This is a genomic window from Burkholderia sp. Ac-20353 (assembly GCF_017104785.1).
GTDB lineage: Bacteria > Pseudomonadota > Gammaproteobacteria > Burkholderiales > Burkholderiaceae > Burkholderia.
This window is the reverse complement of sequence record NZ_JAAGPL010000031.1, coordinates 1-14,605: the sequence shown is the minus strand read 5'-3', so window position 1 is coordinate 14,605 and position 14,605 is coordinate 1. Positions and strand designations below refer to the sequence as shown.

Genomic DNA, 14,605 nt, shown 5'->3' with positions numbered 1-14,605 from the left:
CACCCTCAAAAGACAGCAATTCCGGACAATCGGCGCGTGCCGGGCGGCGGCATAGTCCGCATAGCCCGATAACTGCCTTTGTTCCGCTTTCACCTCATGAACCTGTCGCTTTACCTCGTCACCGTCCTGATCTGGGGCACCACCTGGATCGCCATCAAATGGCAGCTCGGCAGCGTGCCGCCACCCGTGTCGATCGCGTGGCGCTTCTGGCTCGCGGCGGCCGTCATGTTCATGCTGCTGCGCGCGATGCGCCGGCCGATCCTGCCGCCGCGCGCCGCGTGGCGCTACCTCGCCGCGCAGGGCTTCGCGCTGTTCTGCCTGAACTTCCTGTGCTTCTACTACGCGGAACGGGTCGTGCCGAGCGGGCTCGTCGCGGTGATCTTCTCGACCGCACCGCTGCTGAACTCGATCAACGGCCGGCTGTTCATGGGCCGTCCGCTGCGGCCGTCGGCCGTCGGGGGCGCGCTGCTTGGCCTGACCGGCATCGCATGCCTGTTCTGGCAGCAGATGGCGGGCCACCTCGACGACCACGCGACCTGGATCGGCCTCGCGATCGCGTTCGCCGGCACGATGTGTTTCTCGGTCGGCAACCTGCTGTCGAGCCGGATGCAGTCGATGGGGCTCCATCCGTTCGCAACCAACGGCTGGGCGATGCTGATCGGTGCGACGATCCTGACCGTCGGCAGCGCCGCGGCGGGGCTGTCATTCGCGGTCGACCCGAGCCCGCGTTATCTCGGCGCGCTCGTGTACCTCGCGGTGCCCGGCTCGGTCATCGGGTTCACTGCGTACCTGACCCTCGTCGGCCGCATCGGGCCGGAACGGGCTGCCTATTGCACGGTGCTGTTCCCGATCGTCGCGCTGGCCGTGTCGACGGTGTTCGAGGGCTACCAGTGGTCGCCGCTCGCGGTGGTGGGGCTGCTGCTGGTGCTGGCCGGCAACCTGGTCGCGTTCGACCTGACGCGGCGCCTGTTTCTGCGGACGGCCTGACGGCTGCCGCGACCGTCACTCGTCTGACCCACGCCTGAAAAGACAAAACCCCACGTTCCGGAAAACGTGGGGTTCGTCGTTCATTCGAGCCGCCCGCGCGCTGCGGGCGGCTTGTCCTTTTGTCCCTTTGTCCTTTCTGTGGCCGCGTGAAATCCGCCGGCCGGCACGCGCTGCTCAGGCTGCCGCGCCGCGCCCGGCGACGCGCGCCTGCCGCTGGTACAGCAGCATCGACAACGCGACGCCGCCTACCGACGCGACCGCCGCGAACAGGAACACCTGCGGATAGCCGAACGCACCGGCGACATAGCCCGCGAGCGGCCCCGTGATGCCGAGCGACAGGTCGAGGAACACCGAGTACGCGGACAGCGCCGCGCCACGGCTCGCGGGCGGCACGAGTGCGACCGCCTCGACGCCGAGCGCGGGGAAGATCAGCGCGAAGCCGAAGCCGGTCAGCGCCGCGCCGGCCAGCGCGACGTGCGGCGCCGGCGCGAGCCACAGCAGCAGCAGCCCCGAGGCTTCGAACGCGAACGACACGATCGCGACGCGGAAGCCGCCGTAGGTCTTGATCATGTTCGCGAACAGCAGGCGCGCGCCGATGAACAGCGTGCCGAATACGGTCAGCGACAGCGCGGCGTTCGGCCAATGGCGCGCCGCGTAGTACAGCGTGACGAACGTCGCGATCGAGCCGAAGCCGGCCGAGCCGAGCGCGAGGCCGAGGCCGTGCGGCAGCACGCGCGTGAATACGCTCGCATACGACATCCGTTCGCCGTGCACGACCGGCACCGCGGCGATCAGGCGTGCGAGGTAGTAGCCGAGCGCCGCGAGCGCGACCACGATCACGCCGATCAGCGCCGGGTTCAACACATGCGCGATCGCGACGCCGACCGGCGCGCCGAGCGCGAGCGCGCCGTAGGTCGCGATGCCGTTCCACGAGATCACCTTCGCGTTGTGCGTGATGCCGACGCGGCCGATCCCCCACAGAATCGCGCCGGTGCCGCACAGGCTTTCGCCGACGCCCAGCACGAGCCGGCTCGCGACCATCAGTACGAGGCTCGCGGCGGGCCAGTGCGCGAGCAGCAACGCGACGAGCAGCAGCACGCCGGACACGCCGCAGCCGATCAGCCCGCGCGCCACCGTCTGCTTCGGGCCGAGCGAGTCGGCGAGGCGCCCGGCGAGCGGCCGCGACGCGAGCGTCGCGAAATACTGGACGCTGATTGCCGCGCCCGCGACGATCGCCGAAAAACCGAGGTCGTCATGGACGAAGCCCGGCAGCACCGCGAGCGGCAGGCCGATGGTAAGGTAGCAGATGAACGTGAAGCAGACGACGGAGATGATTTGCAGCGTGACGGCAAACCCGCTGCGCGGCGTCGAGGCGGAGTCGGTTGACATGGGGTCGGAAGGGATGACGAAAAGGGCCGGAAGGCGGCCGAAAACGGAATCGGGATTTTCCCATGGAACCGGTTTTCCCGCAGGTACCATTTAGTTAATCGGGACCTGATTCCGCTCTTGATCGGCCCGATCCTCGCTCATAACCTGCCTCATAGCCCGCCCCTGACGGCCTGCTCAGGCCGCCACGCGCGCATTTCACGCAATCAGGCGACCATGCGAGACAGGTGGAAACCCGCGCCGGGCCACATATCGCCGCAGTTATATGGGCCGCATGCGCGATGGGCTATGGGTTGCGGAATTTGACGGTGATAGCGTTCAAACTGTCAGAGAAGACGACGGTCCGCCGCATCGGCGCGGGCCGTGTTGCCCAACTTGAAGAGCGTTACGAGACATGAGTGAGCCGATCCGTTTCTATCATCGTCATGCGATCCGCGAAGTCGGCGGCGCGGACGTCACCCGCACCGTGCTGCAATACCTGCGCGAGGACGCGCATTGCACCGGCACCAAGGAAGGCTGCGCGGAAGGCGACTGCGGCGCATGCACGGTCGTCGTCGGCGAGCTGACCGACGCAGGCACGGTCGCGTACAAGGCCGTCAACGCATGCATCCAGTTCCTGCCGACGCTCGACGGCAAGGCGCTGCTGACCGTCGAGGACCTGCGCCGGCCGGACGGCTCGCTGCACCCCGTGCAGCAGGCAATGGTCGATTGTCACGGCTCGCAGTGCGGTTTCTGCACGCCCGGTTTCGTGATGTCGATGTGGGCGCTGTACGAAAAGCACGGCCATGAAGGCTGCGGCAGCGCGTGCGCGAACGCGAAGGACGTGCCGACGCGCACCGAGATCGCCGACGCGCTGACCGGCAACCTGTGCCGCTGCACGGGTTATCGGCCGATCGTCGACGCGGCGGTGCGGATGTTCGATGCGACCGGCGAAGGTGCGACCGGCGAAGGTACGACCGGCGAAGGTACGACCGGCGACGGCGCGCCGCCACCCGCCGTCGACACGGCCGCGCTCGCGCGCACGCTCGCGTCGCTGAAGCGCGACGAAACGTTCGACTATGAAGCCAACGGCGCGCGCTTTGCCGCGCCGCGCACGCTCGACGCGCTCGCCGCGCTGAAGGTCGAGCGCCCCGATGCGCGGATTCTCGCGGGCAGCACGGACATCGGCCTGTGGGTCACGAAGCAGATGCGTCGGCTCGACGACCTGATCTACGTCGGCCAGGTCGCCGAACTGCAGCGCATCGTGCACGGCGACGACTGGATCGAGATCGGCGCGGGCGTCACCGTCGAGGCCGGCTATGCGGCGCTCGCCGACACCTATCCGGAGCTGACCGAGATGTGGAAGCGCTTCGCGTCGCTGCCGATCCGCAACGCGGGCACGCTCGGCGGCAACGTCGCGAACGGCTCGCCGATCGGCGACTCGATGCCGGGCCTGATCGCGCTCGGCGCGCGCGTGGTGCTGCGCGGCGGCGACGTCGTCCGCGAACTGCCGCTCGAGGCGCTCTACACGGGCTACCAGCAGAAGGACATGGCGCCGCACGAATTCGTCGTCGGCGTGAAGGTGCCGACTCGCAGCGGCGCGCGCGCGAACCTGCAGTTCCGCACGTACAAGCTGTCGAAGCGCTTCGATTCGGACATCTCGGCCGTGTGCGCGGCGTTCGCGTTCATCGCGGACGGTGACACGATCCGCGAACCGCGGATCGCGTTCGGCGGGATGGCCGCGACGCCGAAGCGCGCGACGCACACGGAAAGCCTGCTCGACGGCGCGCCGTGGCACGAGGCGACCGCGCAGGCCGCGATGCAGGCGCTCGAGCGCGACTACCAGCCGCTCACCGACATGCGCGCGACGAGCACCTATCGGCTCGAGACCGCGAAGAACCTGATGTACCGTTTCTGGCTGGAGACGCGTGCGCACGATCCGCTGCCGCCGCAAGCACTGAGCGTGCGTGAAGTGGCGGCCGAAGTGGCAACTGAAGCTGCACGCGCCTGAGGGGAGAACACACGATGAACCAGCAAGCCGAACCGTTCCTGAATACCCTCGACGCGCAGGCCGACGCCGCGCAGGTCCACATCTCGCGTCCGCACGAATCCGCGCACCTGCACGTGAGCGGGCGCGCGACCTACACCGACGACATCCCGCTCGTCGCCGGCACGCTGCACGCGGCGCTCGGGCTGTCGACGAAGCCGCACGCGAAAATCGTGTCGATGAACTTCGACGCGGTGCGCGCGACGCCCGGCGTCGTCGCCGTGTTCACGGCCGACGACATTCCCGGCGTCAACGACTGCGGCCCGATCATCCACGACGACCCGGTGCTCGCCGACGGCGTCGTGCAGTTCGTCGGCCAGCCGATGTTCATGGTCGTCGCGACGTCGCACGAAACCGCGCGCCTCGCCGCGCGCCGCGCGAAAGTCGATTACGAGGAGCTGCCCGCGATCCTGACCGCGAAGGACGCGCGCCAGGCCGAATCGTATGTGATCCCGCCGCTGAAGCTCGCGCGCGGCGACGCGACCGCGCATCTCGATGCCGCGCCGCATCGCCATGGCGCCGGGATGAGTCTCGGCGGCCAGGAGCAGTTCTATCTCGAAGGCCAGATCGCGTATGCGGTGCCGAAGGATGACGACGGGATGCACGTGTACTGCTCGACGCAGCACCCGAGCGAGATGCAGCATCTGGTCGCGCACGTGCTCGGCGTCGCATCGCACAACGTGCTCGTCGAATGCCGCCGGATGGGCGGCGGGTTCGGCGGCAAGGAATCGCAGTCGGGGCTGTTCGCGTGCTGCGCGGCGCTTGCCGCGTGGAAGCTGCTGTGCCCGGTGAAGCTGCGTCCTGACCGCGACGACGACATGATGATCACCGGCAAGCGCCACGACTTCGATTACCGCTTCGACGTCGGCTACGACGACGCCGGCCGCATCGATGGCGTGTCACTCGACATGACGTCGCGCTGCGGCTTCTCGGCCGACCTGTCGGGCCCGGTGATGACGCGCGCGGTGTGCCACTTCGACAACGCGTACTGGCTGCCGAACGTGTCGATCGCCGGCTACTGCGGCAAGACCAACACGCAGTCGAACACCGCGTTCCGCGGCTTCGGCGGCCCGCAGGGCGCGTTCGCGATCGAGTACATCATCGACGACATCGCGCGCTCGCTCGGTCGCGATCCGCTCGATGTCCGCTACGCGAACCTGTACGGCAAGACCGAGCGCAACGTGACGCCGTACGGCCAGACGGTCGAGGACAACGTGCTGCCCGAGCTGCTCGCCGAACTCGAGGCGACGAGCGGCTATCGCGCGCGCCGCGCGGGCGTGCGCGAATTCAACGCGCGCAACACGGTGCTGAAGAAGGGCATCGCGCTGACGCCGGTGAAGTTCGGCATCGCGTTCAACGTCACGCACTTCAACCAGGCCGGCGCGCTCGTCCACATCTACACCGACGGCTCGGTGCTCGTGAACCACGGCGGCACGGAGATGGGGCAGGGGCTCAACACGAAGGTCGCGCAGGTCGTCGCGCACGAGCTCGGCATCCGCTTCGAGCGGATCCGCGTGACGGCGACCGATACGAGCAAGGTTGCGAACACGTCGGCGACGGCCGCGTCGACCGGCTCGGACCTGAACGGCAAGGCCGCGCAGGATGCGGCGCGGCAGCTGCGCGAGCGGCTCGCCGCGTTCGCCGCAAGCAAGTATGGCGGCGGCACGGTCAACGCGGCGGACGTGCGGTTCGGCAACGATACCGTGTGGGTCGGCGAGAACGGCGTGCCGTTCGGCGAGGTGATCGCGAACGCGTATCTCGCACGCGTGCAGCTGTGGTCCGATGGCTTCTATGCGACGCCGAAGCTGTACTGGGACCAGTCGAAGCTGAAGGGCCGGCCGTTCTTCTACTACGCGTACGGCGCGGCCGTATCCGAAGTCGTGATCGACACGCTGACGGGCGAGATGCGCACGCTGCGCGTCGATGCGCTGCACGACGTCGGCGCGTCGCTGAACCCGGCGCTCGACGTCGGCCAGGTCGAAGGCGCGTTCATCCAGGGGATGGGCTGGCTCACGACCGAGGAGCTGTGGTGGAACCCGGGCGGCAAGCTGATGACGCATGCGCCGTCGACCTACAAGATCCCGACCGTCAACGATACGCCGCCCGAGTTCAACGTGCGCCTCTTTGAGAACCGCAACGTCGAGGACAGCATCCACCGCTCGAAGGCGGTCGGCGAACCGCCGCTGCTGCTGCCGTTCTCGGTGTTCTTCGCGGTGCGCGATGCGGTGGCGGCCGTCGGCGACTATCGCGTGAATCCGCCGCTCGACGCGCCCGCGACCGGCGAGTCGATCCTGCGCGCGGTGCAGGCCGTGCGCGCGGCACAGGCAGCCTGACATGAACGGCGCACCGCGCTCCGCTCGCCCGCTGCCCGCCGACGGCACGCGTTGCGACATCACGCTGCCTCGCGGCACCGGCCGGCGCAACCGCGCGACGGGCGTGTCCGTGCCGATGCACATCGTGCTGTTCGGCGCGGGTCACGTCGGCCATGCGCTCGTCACGCTGCTCGGCGCGCTGCCGTGCGTCGTGCAATGGGTCGACACGCGCGACGAGCTGTTCCCGGACGAATGTCCGCCGAACGTGCAGCCCGAGCCGACCGACACGCCGGAGGCGATCGTCGACGAAGCACCTGCGGGCGCGTACTTCCTCGTGATGACGCACAACCACGCGCTCGATTTCGCGCTCGCCGAGCGCATCATGCGGCGGCGCGACTTCGCGTACTTCGGGATGATCGGCTCGCGCACGAAGCGCGTGAAGTTCGAGCGCCGGCTCGTTGCGCGCGGCGTCGACGCGGTGCGGATGCGCGAGATGGTGTGCCCGATCGGCGTCGCGGGCATCGTCGACAAGGCGCCCGGGTCGATCGCGGTCGCGGTCTGCGCGGAGCTGCTGCAGGCGCGCGCGGGCGTGCCGGTGGCGGGCGTGAAGGCGGCCGCGTCGGGCCGCCTGCCGGACGACCTGTGCTGCGCGCGGTGAGCGCGCGTCACGCCGCCGTCGCGCGCTTTTGCCTACACTGACTGAATTGCGCGGCAGCGGGCCGCGCGTTTCCGCCCGGTGACCATGTCCGATTCCGAAGTCTTTCTCGATGCGCTCGACGCGAGCCTCGCGTCGATCGAGCGCTGGCTGTCCGGCGCGGACACCACGCCTGCCGCGCTCGACGCGCTGATCGCAGCGTTCGCGCCCGGTTTCACGATGATCATGACCGACGGCCGCGTGTTCGACCGCGACGGCACGCATGCGCTGTTCGCGGCGCTCGCGGGCGCGAAGCCGGGGCTGCGCATCACGTTGTCGGAGCTTCGCGTGCTCGCGGCGAACGACCGGCACGCGGTGATCACGTATCGCGAAGCGCAGCATGCGGCGGCGGGCGAATTGCCCGCACGGCGCTCGACCGCCGTGTTCGAGCGCGACGCGGCAGGCACGGTGCGCTGGATCCATCTTCAGGAAACGTTCTGCAGCGCGTGAGATGCACATGAGCGGCGCACGAGCACGCGCATGCGCCGGCGTGGCCTGCGCGCAATCCTGATTCGTCGGAGGCATCGACGGCGCTGCATCAACGCCACTGCATGGCGCGCGCCGCCGCGCAGGGCGTCAGCGCTTGCGCTTGCCGCGCGCTGCGGTCAGCTCGCCCGACACGCTCTGCATCAGCGCGCGCAGCCACGCGATGTCGGTCGGGCGATCGGGTTGCGGATGCGTGAGCAGGTAGCTCTGGATGCGCGGAAACGGCACTGGCGGCGCGACGACGACGAGCGGCAGCATCTGCGCATAGTGCGTCGCGAAGCGCCGCGTCGTCGTGAAGATCAGGTCCGACTGCAGCAGCACCTGCGGCACGATTCCGAAATACGGCAGCGTCGTCACGATCCGCCGCGTGAGGCCCGCGCGCGCGAGGCCGATCTCGATCGCGTTGCGCTTGTCGCCCGTGTATGGAGTAGGCGCGAGATGCGCGGCGTTCGCATACGCGTCGCGCGTGAGCGGCGCGTGCGCGAGCGGATGTGAATCGCGCATCAGGCAGACGATCGTGTCGGAGAACAGGTCGTCGCGCGCGAAGCGCGGGTCGGGCTTCGGCCAGTTGCCGATCACGAGATCGAGCGCGCCGGATTCGAGCGCGTCCGCATGGTCGAGCGCGGGATTCAGCGAATCGATCTCGAGGTGCGCTTGCGGCGCCGCGTCGCGAAACCGCTCGATCAGCGTCGGCATGAAGAAGTCGTTCAGGTAGTCGGGCGCGGCGACGCGGAACGTGCGGCGCGCGGATTCGGGCGCGAACTCGCCGTGCGGCGTCGCGATGAAGTCGACCTCGCGCAGCGCGCGCTGCGCGGCGTCGAGCAGCGACGCGCCGTATTCGGTCGGCACCATCCCCGACTTGCCGCGTACCAGGATCGGATCGTTCAGCGTTTCGCGCAGCTTGCGCAGCGCGGTGCTGATCGCGGGCTGGGTCTGGTTCAGGCGCAGCGCGGCCTGCGTGACGCTGCGCTCGAGCAGCAGCGTGCGCAGCACGCGCACGAGCCAGATGTCGAGCGAGGCGGTACGGTCGTCTTCTTCCATTGCGGCGGGTGATTCGGGCGAAGCGTAACCTTACCGCAGCCGCGCGTGCCCGTGCGTGATGGCCGGTATCAGACGCGGCCCTTCGGCAGCGTGCTGATGCGCTTCACCTCGCGCGATTCGAGCCAGTTCGGCGTGCGCGCGCAGTACAGCACCATCGGCAGCGCGTCCTCGCCCCAGAACAGTTGCTTGTTCATCCAGAACGTCGGCACGCCGAACACATCGAGTGCGATCGCATCGGCCGCATTGCGGCGCAGTTGTGCGACCGTCTCCTCGAATTCGATCAGCTGGTCGCCGTGGCCGACACCGAGCCGCTCGCACAGCGCCGCGAAGCCGTCCGGCGTCGACGGATCGTTGCCGTCGCGCCAGATGAAGCGGAACATCTCGCGCACCGTCGGGATGTCGGCGCGCAGCGCGATCGCGAGACGCAGCGCCTTGTCGGAGTCGAACGGGTGCGCGGGTGGCATCTTGAAGCGGATCGCGAGCTGCTCCGCGCGAAACAGCGCGTGACGGTACGTGAAGATGCGCCTGCCGGGCACGTCCGAGCCCGGGCGCTGGCCCCAGTGACGCTGCAGCTCGGCGAGCGCGACCGGGACCGGCTCGAACGGCACGTCCGGCCAGCGGTCGTACTGTTCGAGCAGCAGGTAGGAGAACGGCGACACGAAATCGAAGAACCAGGCGGGCTGGGCGGGGTCGAGGCCGGTGGTCATGGGGTTCTCCTGAGAATGGGGGGCGGCCAGCCGGCGGCTCCAGTTCCCATGTTACGTGGCGGCGCGCCGATGCCGCAATGATCGCGGATCGTCCGCTCACGCGGAACCGGGAGTCGCCCGGGGTGGGGTGCCGTCGCCGCCGTGCGCCGGCTCGTGCGCGGTGCCGTGCGGGAAGTCGTGATCGTGCGCGGTGAGCCGCTCGCGCACGAAGCCGATGTGCTCGCGCAGCACGTAGAACTGCCCCGCATACGCGAGCGGCATCTTCATCCGGTTCACCGATTCCTCGATGCTGTCGAGCCGGTCGAGCAGATCGACGCGCTCGTCGGCCGTATGCTCGCCGAGCGCGTTGCGCTCGAGCGCGATCAGCGCGCCGTACCAGCGGTAGATCCGCGAGCGCACGCGCCAGCCGTACAGCGCCGGCACCAGCCGCAGCCCCGGAATCAGCACGACGATCAGCGGCACGACGATCACCAGCAGCCGGTCGACGAGGCTCGCGACCCAGAACGGCAGCCGCCGGTACAGGAGCGTCTTGCCCGACTTGTAGTAGCGCGCCGCGTCGTCGGACAGCGGGAAGCTGCGCGTGATCGGCGACGGGAATTCGCCCGCGCGCTGCAGGATCGTCGCATGGCCGTGCACCTCGCGCGCGGCCTCGATCAGCAGGTCCGACAGCGCCGGATGCAGCGTGTCTCGCGCGACCAGCTCGATCGTCGGCGCGACCGTATGGAGATCCGCGGGCGGCAGGTTCCGGCCGAGATCGTAGACGCCCTCGGGCAGCGTGATCGCGGTCAGGTAAGGGAAGCGGCGCGCGTAGGCCTCGGCCTGCGTGAACGAATACACGTGCACGCCCGGCGCACGGAACAGCTTCGACATCACCGGAATCTGCGTCGAGTCGCCGGACAGGAACGCCGCGTCGATCTTGCCGTCGAGCAGCGCCGCCGCGGCATCCTCGCCGGACGTCGGCAGCAGTTCGGTCGTGCCGCCCGGTTCGATGCCGTTCATCTTCAGCAGCGCGAGGCTCAGCTCGCGCGCGCCGCTGCCTTCCGCGCCGAGCGCGAGCCGCTTGCCGTTGAAGTCCGACAGGCGCGCGACGACCGGGCCGCGGTACATGATCGCGAGCGGTACGTAGCCGATGCTGCCGAGCGCGACCAGATGCTCGTCGCGCGTCTTCGGGCCGATCCCGCTCTGCACGAAGCCGACGTCGACCGGCGCGTTCGGGTTGGACAGCCGCTCGAGGTTCTGCGCGGAACCCTCGGACGACTCGACGTCGAGCGTGACGCCGTTCTTCGCGAGGATCGCCTTGTACTTTTCCGCGGCGTTCCAGTAGGTGCTGCCGGGCGGGCCGGCCGAGATCACGAGCGTCGACGGCGGCGCGGGCTGGATCATCCTGATCGCGAGCCAGACGGCGGCGATCGCGAGCAGCGCGGTCGGTCCGACCGACAGCGCGAGGTCGCGCCACGACACCGCGACGAAGCGGGCGAGGATGCGGGGTGGCCGGCGGGGGCGCAGGATGGGCTTCATAAGCGGCGATCGGCGGGTGACGCAGGCATCACGCATCGGTGACACGGGTCACGAACGATGCGCATTCGCGGCGATGGTAACCGGTTTCGCGGCGCGTGCGCGAATCCGCTGCGGTGGCTGCGCGATGCGCCGCGTCAAAAGCTTTGCGCTTCCGCGGGCGCTGGATTACATTGTGCGACGCAGCCGCGCCCGACTCGCGCGACCCGGCCCGCCATCAGACCGGGCGCGTCCGGCCGGCGGCTGCCCGGCCCGGCCGGCCCGCTTCATGCGTGCGCCGGCCGCCGGCCCGTCTCGCCTCTCTCGCATCGCCGTGGAAATCACCGGCCGTCCTGCCGCGCTCGCGCGCGGGCTGGCTGCCTTTGGGGGTACCCGGCCGCACTGTGCGCGGCCGTTCCGAATCACAAGGAGATAGCATGAAGTCGATCGTGTTGAGAGCGTTGGGCGTGGCCGCGGTGGCGGTGTGTCTGTCCGGCAGCGTGTACGCGCAGTCGAGCGAGCCGGCGGCGTCCGAAGCGCCCGCCGCCGCGAAGAGCGCATCGAAGGCCGCCGCGAAGACCGCGAAGAAGGCAAACCGCAAGCTCGGCTATGCGGTGCGCAAGGCGATTTCGAAGGAGAACGGCGTCGATGTGAAGAACATCGTCGTGCGTTCGAAGGGCGGGGCCATCACGCTCGAGGGCTCCGTACCTGACCAGGCACAGATCGAAAAGGCCGAAGCGGCCGCAAAGGGCGTGCCGGGCGTGACGTCCGTCAGCAACAAGCTGACCATCCAGCAGCAATGACCACCGGGCGGCGCCCGTGCGCCGCCCGCGCTCGCATTCCCGCGGGCCTCGGCATGCCGGGGCCCGTGTTCGCTGTGATGCATCGATACACATAACGAGAGAGAGGGCGGCGATGACGACATCCAGATGGGGCAGGCGGGTCCGGTTCGGCGCGGCGCTGGCCACGGCGGTGACGATGCTTGGCGCGTGCAACGGCAACGACACCGCGGAAAGCAACCGCCAGCCGGATTTCATCGCGGGCAGCGTGCGCACGACGGCCTACGACGGCGCGAGCGACGACCTGCTGACGGCCGGCCTCGGCAAGACGGGCCTTGCGAGCGCGACGCCCCCCGGCTTCGCGAACCCGGCCCGTCCGACGGCGGCCGAGCTGCGCCGCCTCGCGATCTGGTCGAACTACCGCGCGCTCGTCGACATGAGCGCCAACGGCGGCTACGGCCGCTTCTGGGGGCCGAACGTCGATCTCGACGGCAACGACACGCTTGGCGAAGGCCGGATCGCCGGCACCGAATATCTCGCTTACTCGGACGACGGCAGCGGCCGCAAGAACGTCACGCTGCTCGTGCAGGTGCCGGCCAGCTTCGATCCCGCGCAGCCGTGCATCGTCACCGCGACGTCGTCCGGCTCGCGCGGCGTGTACGGCGCGATCTCGGCCGCCGGCGAATGGGGCTTGAAGCGCGGCTGCGCGGTCGCGTACAACGACAAGGGTGGCGGCAACGGCGCGCACGAGCTCGGCTCGGACACCGTCACGCTGATCGACGGCACGCTCGCGAACGCGGTGCTCGCCGGCAACGCGAGCCTCTTCACCGCGAACGCGACGAGCAGCGAGCTGACCGCATTCAACACGCAGTTCCCGAACCGCTATGCGTTCAAGCATGCGCATTCGCAGCAAAATCCCGAGCAGGACTGGGGGCACGTGACGCTGCAGGCGGTCGAGTTCGCGTACTGGGCGCTCAACGAGCAGTTCGGACCGCTGATCGACGGCAAGCGTCACGGCGTGCGCTACCGGCCCGGCGACATCACGACGATCGCCGCGTCGGTCAGCAACGGCGGTGGCGCCGCGCTCGCAGCGGCCGAGCAGGACACGCGCAACTGGATCACCGCGGTTGTCGTCGGCGAGCCGCAGGTCAACGTGCGGATGGCGCCGAACGCGCTCGTGCGGCAGGGCGGCGCGCCGGTGCCGTCGTTCGGGCGGCCGCTCGCCGACTACGCGACGCTCGCCAACCTGCTGCAGCCGTGCGCGGCGGCGGCGTCCGCGCTCGCGGGCGCGCCGTACCTGAGCGCGCTGCCGCAGGCCGTCATGCAGTCGATTCGTGCACAGCGCTGCGCAACGCTTGCCACGGCCGGGCTCGTCGCGGGCGCGGACCTGCAGAGCGAGGCCGCCGATGCGCTCGCGCAACTGCACGCTGCCGGCTACCTCGCGGATTCGGACCCGCTGCAGGCGCCGATGTGGGATTCGCAGGCAATCCCGGCGATCGCGGTGACCTATGCGAATGCGTACACGCGCTCGCGCGTCGTCGACAACCTGTGCAACTTCAGCTTCGCGACGACGAATCCAGCCACCGGCGCGGTCGCGCCGCCCGCCACATCGCCGATGCCGGGCGTGTTCGGTGCGGGCAACGGCGTGCCGCCGACCAACGGCATCAGCCTCGTGTTCAACACGGGCGCCGCGACCGGCGTCGATCACCGCCTCGCGACGCCGGACGCGAGCTTCGCGGGTGCGCTGTGCCTGCGCCGGCTGTGGACGAACGGGATGCTGAACCTGCCCGCGAACGTCGACGCGGTGCGCGTGAACGCGAACCTGCAGGGCAAGCCCGCGATCATCGTGCACGGCCGCAGCGACGCGCTCGTGCCCGTGAACCACGCGTCGCGCGCATACGTCGCGCAGAACAGCATCAGCGAAGGCGGCCGCAGCCAGCTCGCGTTCTACGAGGTGACGAACGGTCAGCACTTCGATGCGTTCCTGCCGGTCGCCGGGTTCGATACGCGGTTCGTGCCCGTCCACTACTACGACCTGCAGGCGCTGAACCTGATGTGGCGGCACCTGAAGAACGGCGTGCCGCTGCCGCCGTCGCAGGTGATCCGCACGGTGCCGCGCGGCGGCACGCCGGGCGCGGCGCCGGCGCTGACGGGCGCGAACCTGCCGCCGATCTCGACCGCGCCGGGCGGCAACGCGATCACGGCCGGTGCGGGGGCGATCGACGTGCCGCTCTGAATGCCCGGAGCGCACTGAACGCGCACCAGCGCATGCCCCAAAAAAACCGGACGCCAGCGTCCGGTTTTTTTATTGCGTTGATCCTTCCCGAATCGGTCCCGGTTTCGGTATTCGCTGGATGACGGGGTCTGTAACAAATTATTACTTTACGGCGGAAAATCCGGAATCTATTATGCGCCGATATTTTCATTTAATTTAATAAATTACATAGAGAGAATATTCCTTTCCGTTTAATTAACCAATCCTTTCGATTTTATTCGTTCGGCAAGGACCGGGATTGATCGTCGCTCGGCGATTGATTGGCGTCGTGCCGAAGGGGGTGGTTCGTCGTGTCGATGACGGTCGCATCGTGGTAGTGGTAGCTGTCGATACGCTGCCGCAGGATCGCGAGCCACGGTTCGAGCACGAGGCGAACGCGCGCGAGGCCGCCGTTGTAGCCGATCAGTTCGGCTGCGGC

12 protein-coding genes and 1 pseudogene are annotated in these 14,605 nt (G+C 69.0%); 7 read left to right on the top strand and 6 right to left on the bottom strand.

The window, feature by feature from the left end; translation table 11 throughout:
• The first annotated feature begins 96 nt into the window (after positions 1–96).
• A complete protein-coding gene (locus G3N94_RS12630) occupies positions 97–987 on the top strand; it encodes an EamA family transporter (RefSeq protein WP_205792724.1) in 891 nt (296 codons plus the stop codon).
• A gap of 174 nt (positions 988–1,161) precedes the next feature.
• Here the strand turns inward: G3N94_RS12630 and G3N94_RS12625 are convergent, their stop codons facing one another.
• Both G3N94_RS12625 and G3N94_RS43190 read right to left on the bottom strand, forming a co-directional pair.
• Positions 1,162–2,376, bottom strand: a complete 1,215-nt coding sequence (locus tag G3N94_RS12625) for an MFS transporter (RefSeq protein ID WP_205792723.1) — start codon at positions 2,374–2,376, stop codon at positions 1,162–1,164.
• Positions 2,377–2,579: 203 nt separating this feature from the next.
• Positions 2,580–2,794: pseudogene (locus G3N94_RS43190) on the bottom strand (hypothetical protein).
• Between G3N94_RS43190 and xdhA the strand changes: the two are divergent.
• The 4 genes from xdhA (at position 2,768) to G3N94_RS12605 (ending at position 7,855) form a co-directional block, all read left to right on the top strand.
• A complete protein-coding gene (xdhA, locus tag G3N94_RS12620; protein ID WP_205792722.1) occupies positions 2,768–4,363 on the top strand; it encodes a xanthine dehydrogenase small subunit in 1,596 nt (531 codons plus the stop codon). The pseudogene G3N94_RS43190 and the gene xdhA overlap by 27 nt on opposite strands.
• Positions 4,364–4,377: 14 nt before the next feature.
• Entirely contained in the window at positions 4,378–6,732 is a 2,355-nt protein-coding gene (xdhB, locus tag G3N94_RS12615) for a xanthine dehydrogenase molybdopterin binding subunit (protein WP_205792721.1), read from the top strand.
• A 1-nt stretch (position 6,733) separates the two neighbouring features.
• Entirely contained in the window at positions 6,734–7,369 is a 636-nt protein-coding gene (xdhC, locus tag G3N94_RS12610; RefSeq protein ID WP_205792720.1) for a xanthine dehydrogenase accessory protein XdhC, read from the top strand.
• 84 nt (positions 7,370–7,453) lie between these two features.
• Positions 7,454–7,855: a DUF4440 domain-containing protein gene (locus G3N94_RS12605; RefSeq protein WP_205792719.1), complete on the top strand. Its 402-nt coding sequence runs from the start codon at positions 7,454–7,456 to the stop codon at positions 7,853–7,855.
• 126 nt (positions 7,856–7,981) lie between these two features.
• Here G3N94_RS12605 and G3N94_RS12600 read toward each other — a convergent pair whose 3' ends face one another.
• The 3 genes from G3N94_RS12600 to G3N94_RS12590 all read right to left on the bottom strand — a co-directional run bounded on the left by G3N94_RS12600 (position 7,982) and on the right by G3N94_RS12590 (position 11,157).
• Entirely contained in the window at positions 7,982–8,932 is a 951-nt protein-coding gene (locus tag G3N94_RS12600) for a LysR family transcriptional regulator (protein ID WP_205792718.1), read from the bottom strand.
• A 68-nt stretch (positions 8,933–9,000) separates the two neighbouring features.
• Positions 9,001–9,639 (bottom strand): DsbA family protein, encoded by a 639-nt coding sequence (locus tag G3N94_RS12595; RefSeq protein WP_205792717.1) that lies wholly within the window; start codon positions 9,637–9,639, stop codon positions 9,001–9,003.
• A gap of 96 nt (positions 9,640–9,735) precedes the next feature.
• Positions 9,736–11,157 (bottom strand): TAXI family TRAP transporter solute-binding subunit, encoded by a 1,422-nt coding sequence (locus G3N94_RS12590; RefSeq protein ID WP_205792716.1) that lies wholly within the window; start codon positions 11,155–11,157, stop codon positions 9,736–9,738.
• A 413-nt stretch (positions 11,158–11,570) separates the two neighbouring features.
• Here G3N94_RS12590 and G3N94_RS12585 point away from each other — a divergent pair, with 413 nt between their 5' ends.
• Positions 11,571–11,936, top strand: a complete 366-nt coding sequence (locus G3N94_RS12585) for a BON domain-containing protein (RefSeq protein ID WP_205792715.1) — start codon at positions 11,571–11,573, stop codon at positions 11,934–11,936.
• Between the two features lie 112 nt (positions 11,937–12,048).
• Positions 12,049–14,148, top strand: a complete 2,100-nt coding sequence (locus G3N94_RS12580; RefSeq protein WP_205792714.1) for a D-(-)-3-hydroxybutyrate oligomer hydrolase — start codon at positions 12,049–12,051, stop codon at positions 14,146–14,148.
• Positions 14,149–14,401: 253 nt separating this feature from the next.
• Here G3N94_RS12580 and G3N94_RS12575 read toward each other — a convergent pair.
• The coding region (locus G3N94_RS12575; RefSeq protein WP_205792713.1) for a hypothetical protein at positions 14,402–14,605 on the bottom strand (204 nt) is incomplete at its 5' end.

Bases quoted from the DNA above. Each gene is read 5' to 3' on its own strand.
- G3N94_RS12580 (WP_205792714.1), top strand. From the start codon at position 12,049: ATGACGACATCCAGATGGGGCAGGCGGGTCCGGTTCGGCGCGGCGCTG.
- G3N94_RS12585 (WP_205792715.1), top strand. From the start codon at position 11,571: ATGAAGTCGATCGTGTTGAGAGCGTTGGGCGTGGCCGCGGTGGCGGTG.
- G3N94_RS12605 (WP_205792719.1), top strand. From the start codon at position 7,454: ATGTCCGATTCCGAAGTCTTTCTCGATGCGCTCGACGCGAGCCTCGCG.
- G3N94_RS12595 (WP_205792717.1), bottom strand. From the start codon at position 9,639: ATGACCACCGGCCTCGACCCCGCCCAGCCCGCCTGGTTCTTCGATTTC.
- G3N94_RS12590 (WP_205792716.1), bottom strand. From the start codon at position 11,157: ATGAAGCCCATCCTGCGCCCCCGCCGGCCACCCCGCATCCTCGCCCGC.
- xdhC (WP_205792720.1), top strand. From the start codon at position 6,734: ATGAACGGCGCACCGCGCTCCGCTCGCCCGCTGCCCGCCGACGGCACG.
- xdhB (WP_205792721.1), top strand. From the start codon at position 4,378: ATGAACCAGCAAGCCGAACCGTTCCTGAATACCCTCGACGCGCAGGCC.
- G3N94_RS12630 (WP_205792724.1), top strand. From the start codon at position 97: ATGAACCTGTCGCTTTACCTCGTCACCGTCCTGATCTGGGGCACCACC.
- G3N94_RS12625 (WP_205792723.1), bottom strand. From the start codon at position 2,376: ATGTCAACCGACTCCGCCTCGACGCCGCGCAGCGGGTTTGCCGTCACG.
- G3N94_RS12600 (WP_205792718.1), bottom strand. From the start codon at position 8,932: ATGGAAGAAGACGACCGTACCGCCTCGCTCGACATCTGGCTCGTGCGC.
- xdhA (WP_205792722.1), top strand. From the start codon at position 2,768: ATGAGTGAGCCGATCCGTTTCTATCATCGTCATGCGATCCGCGAAGTC.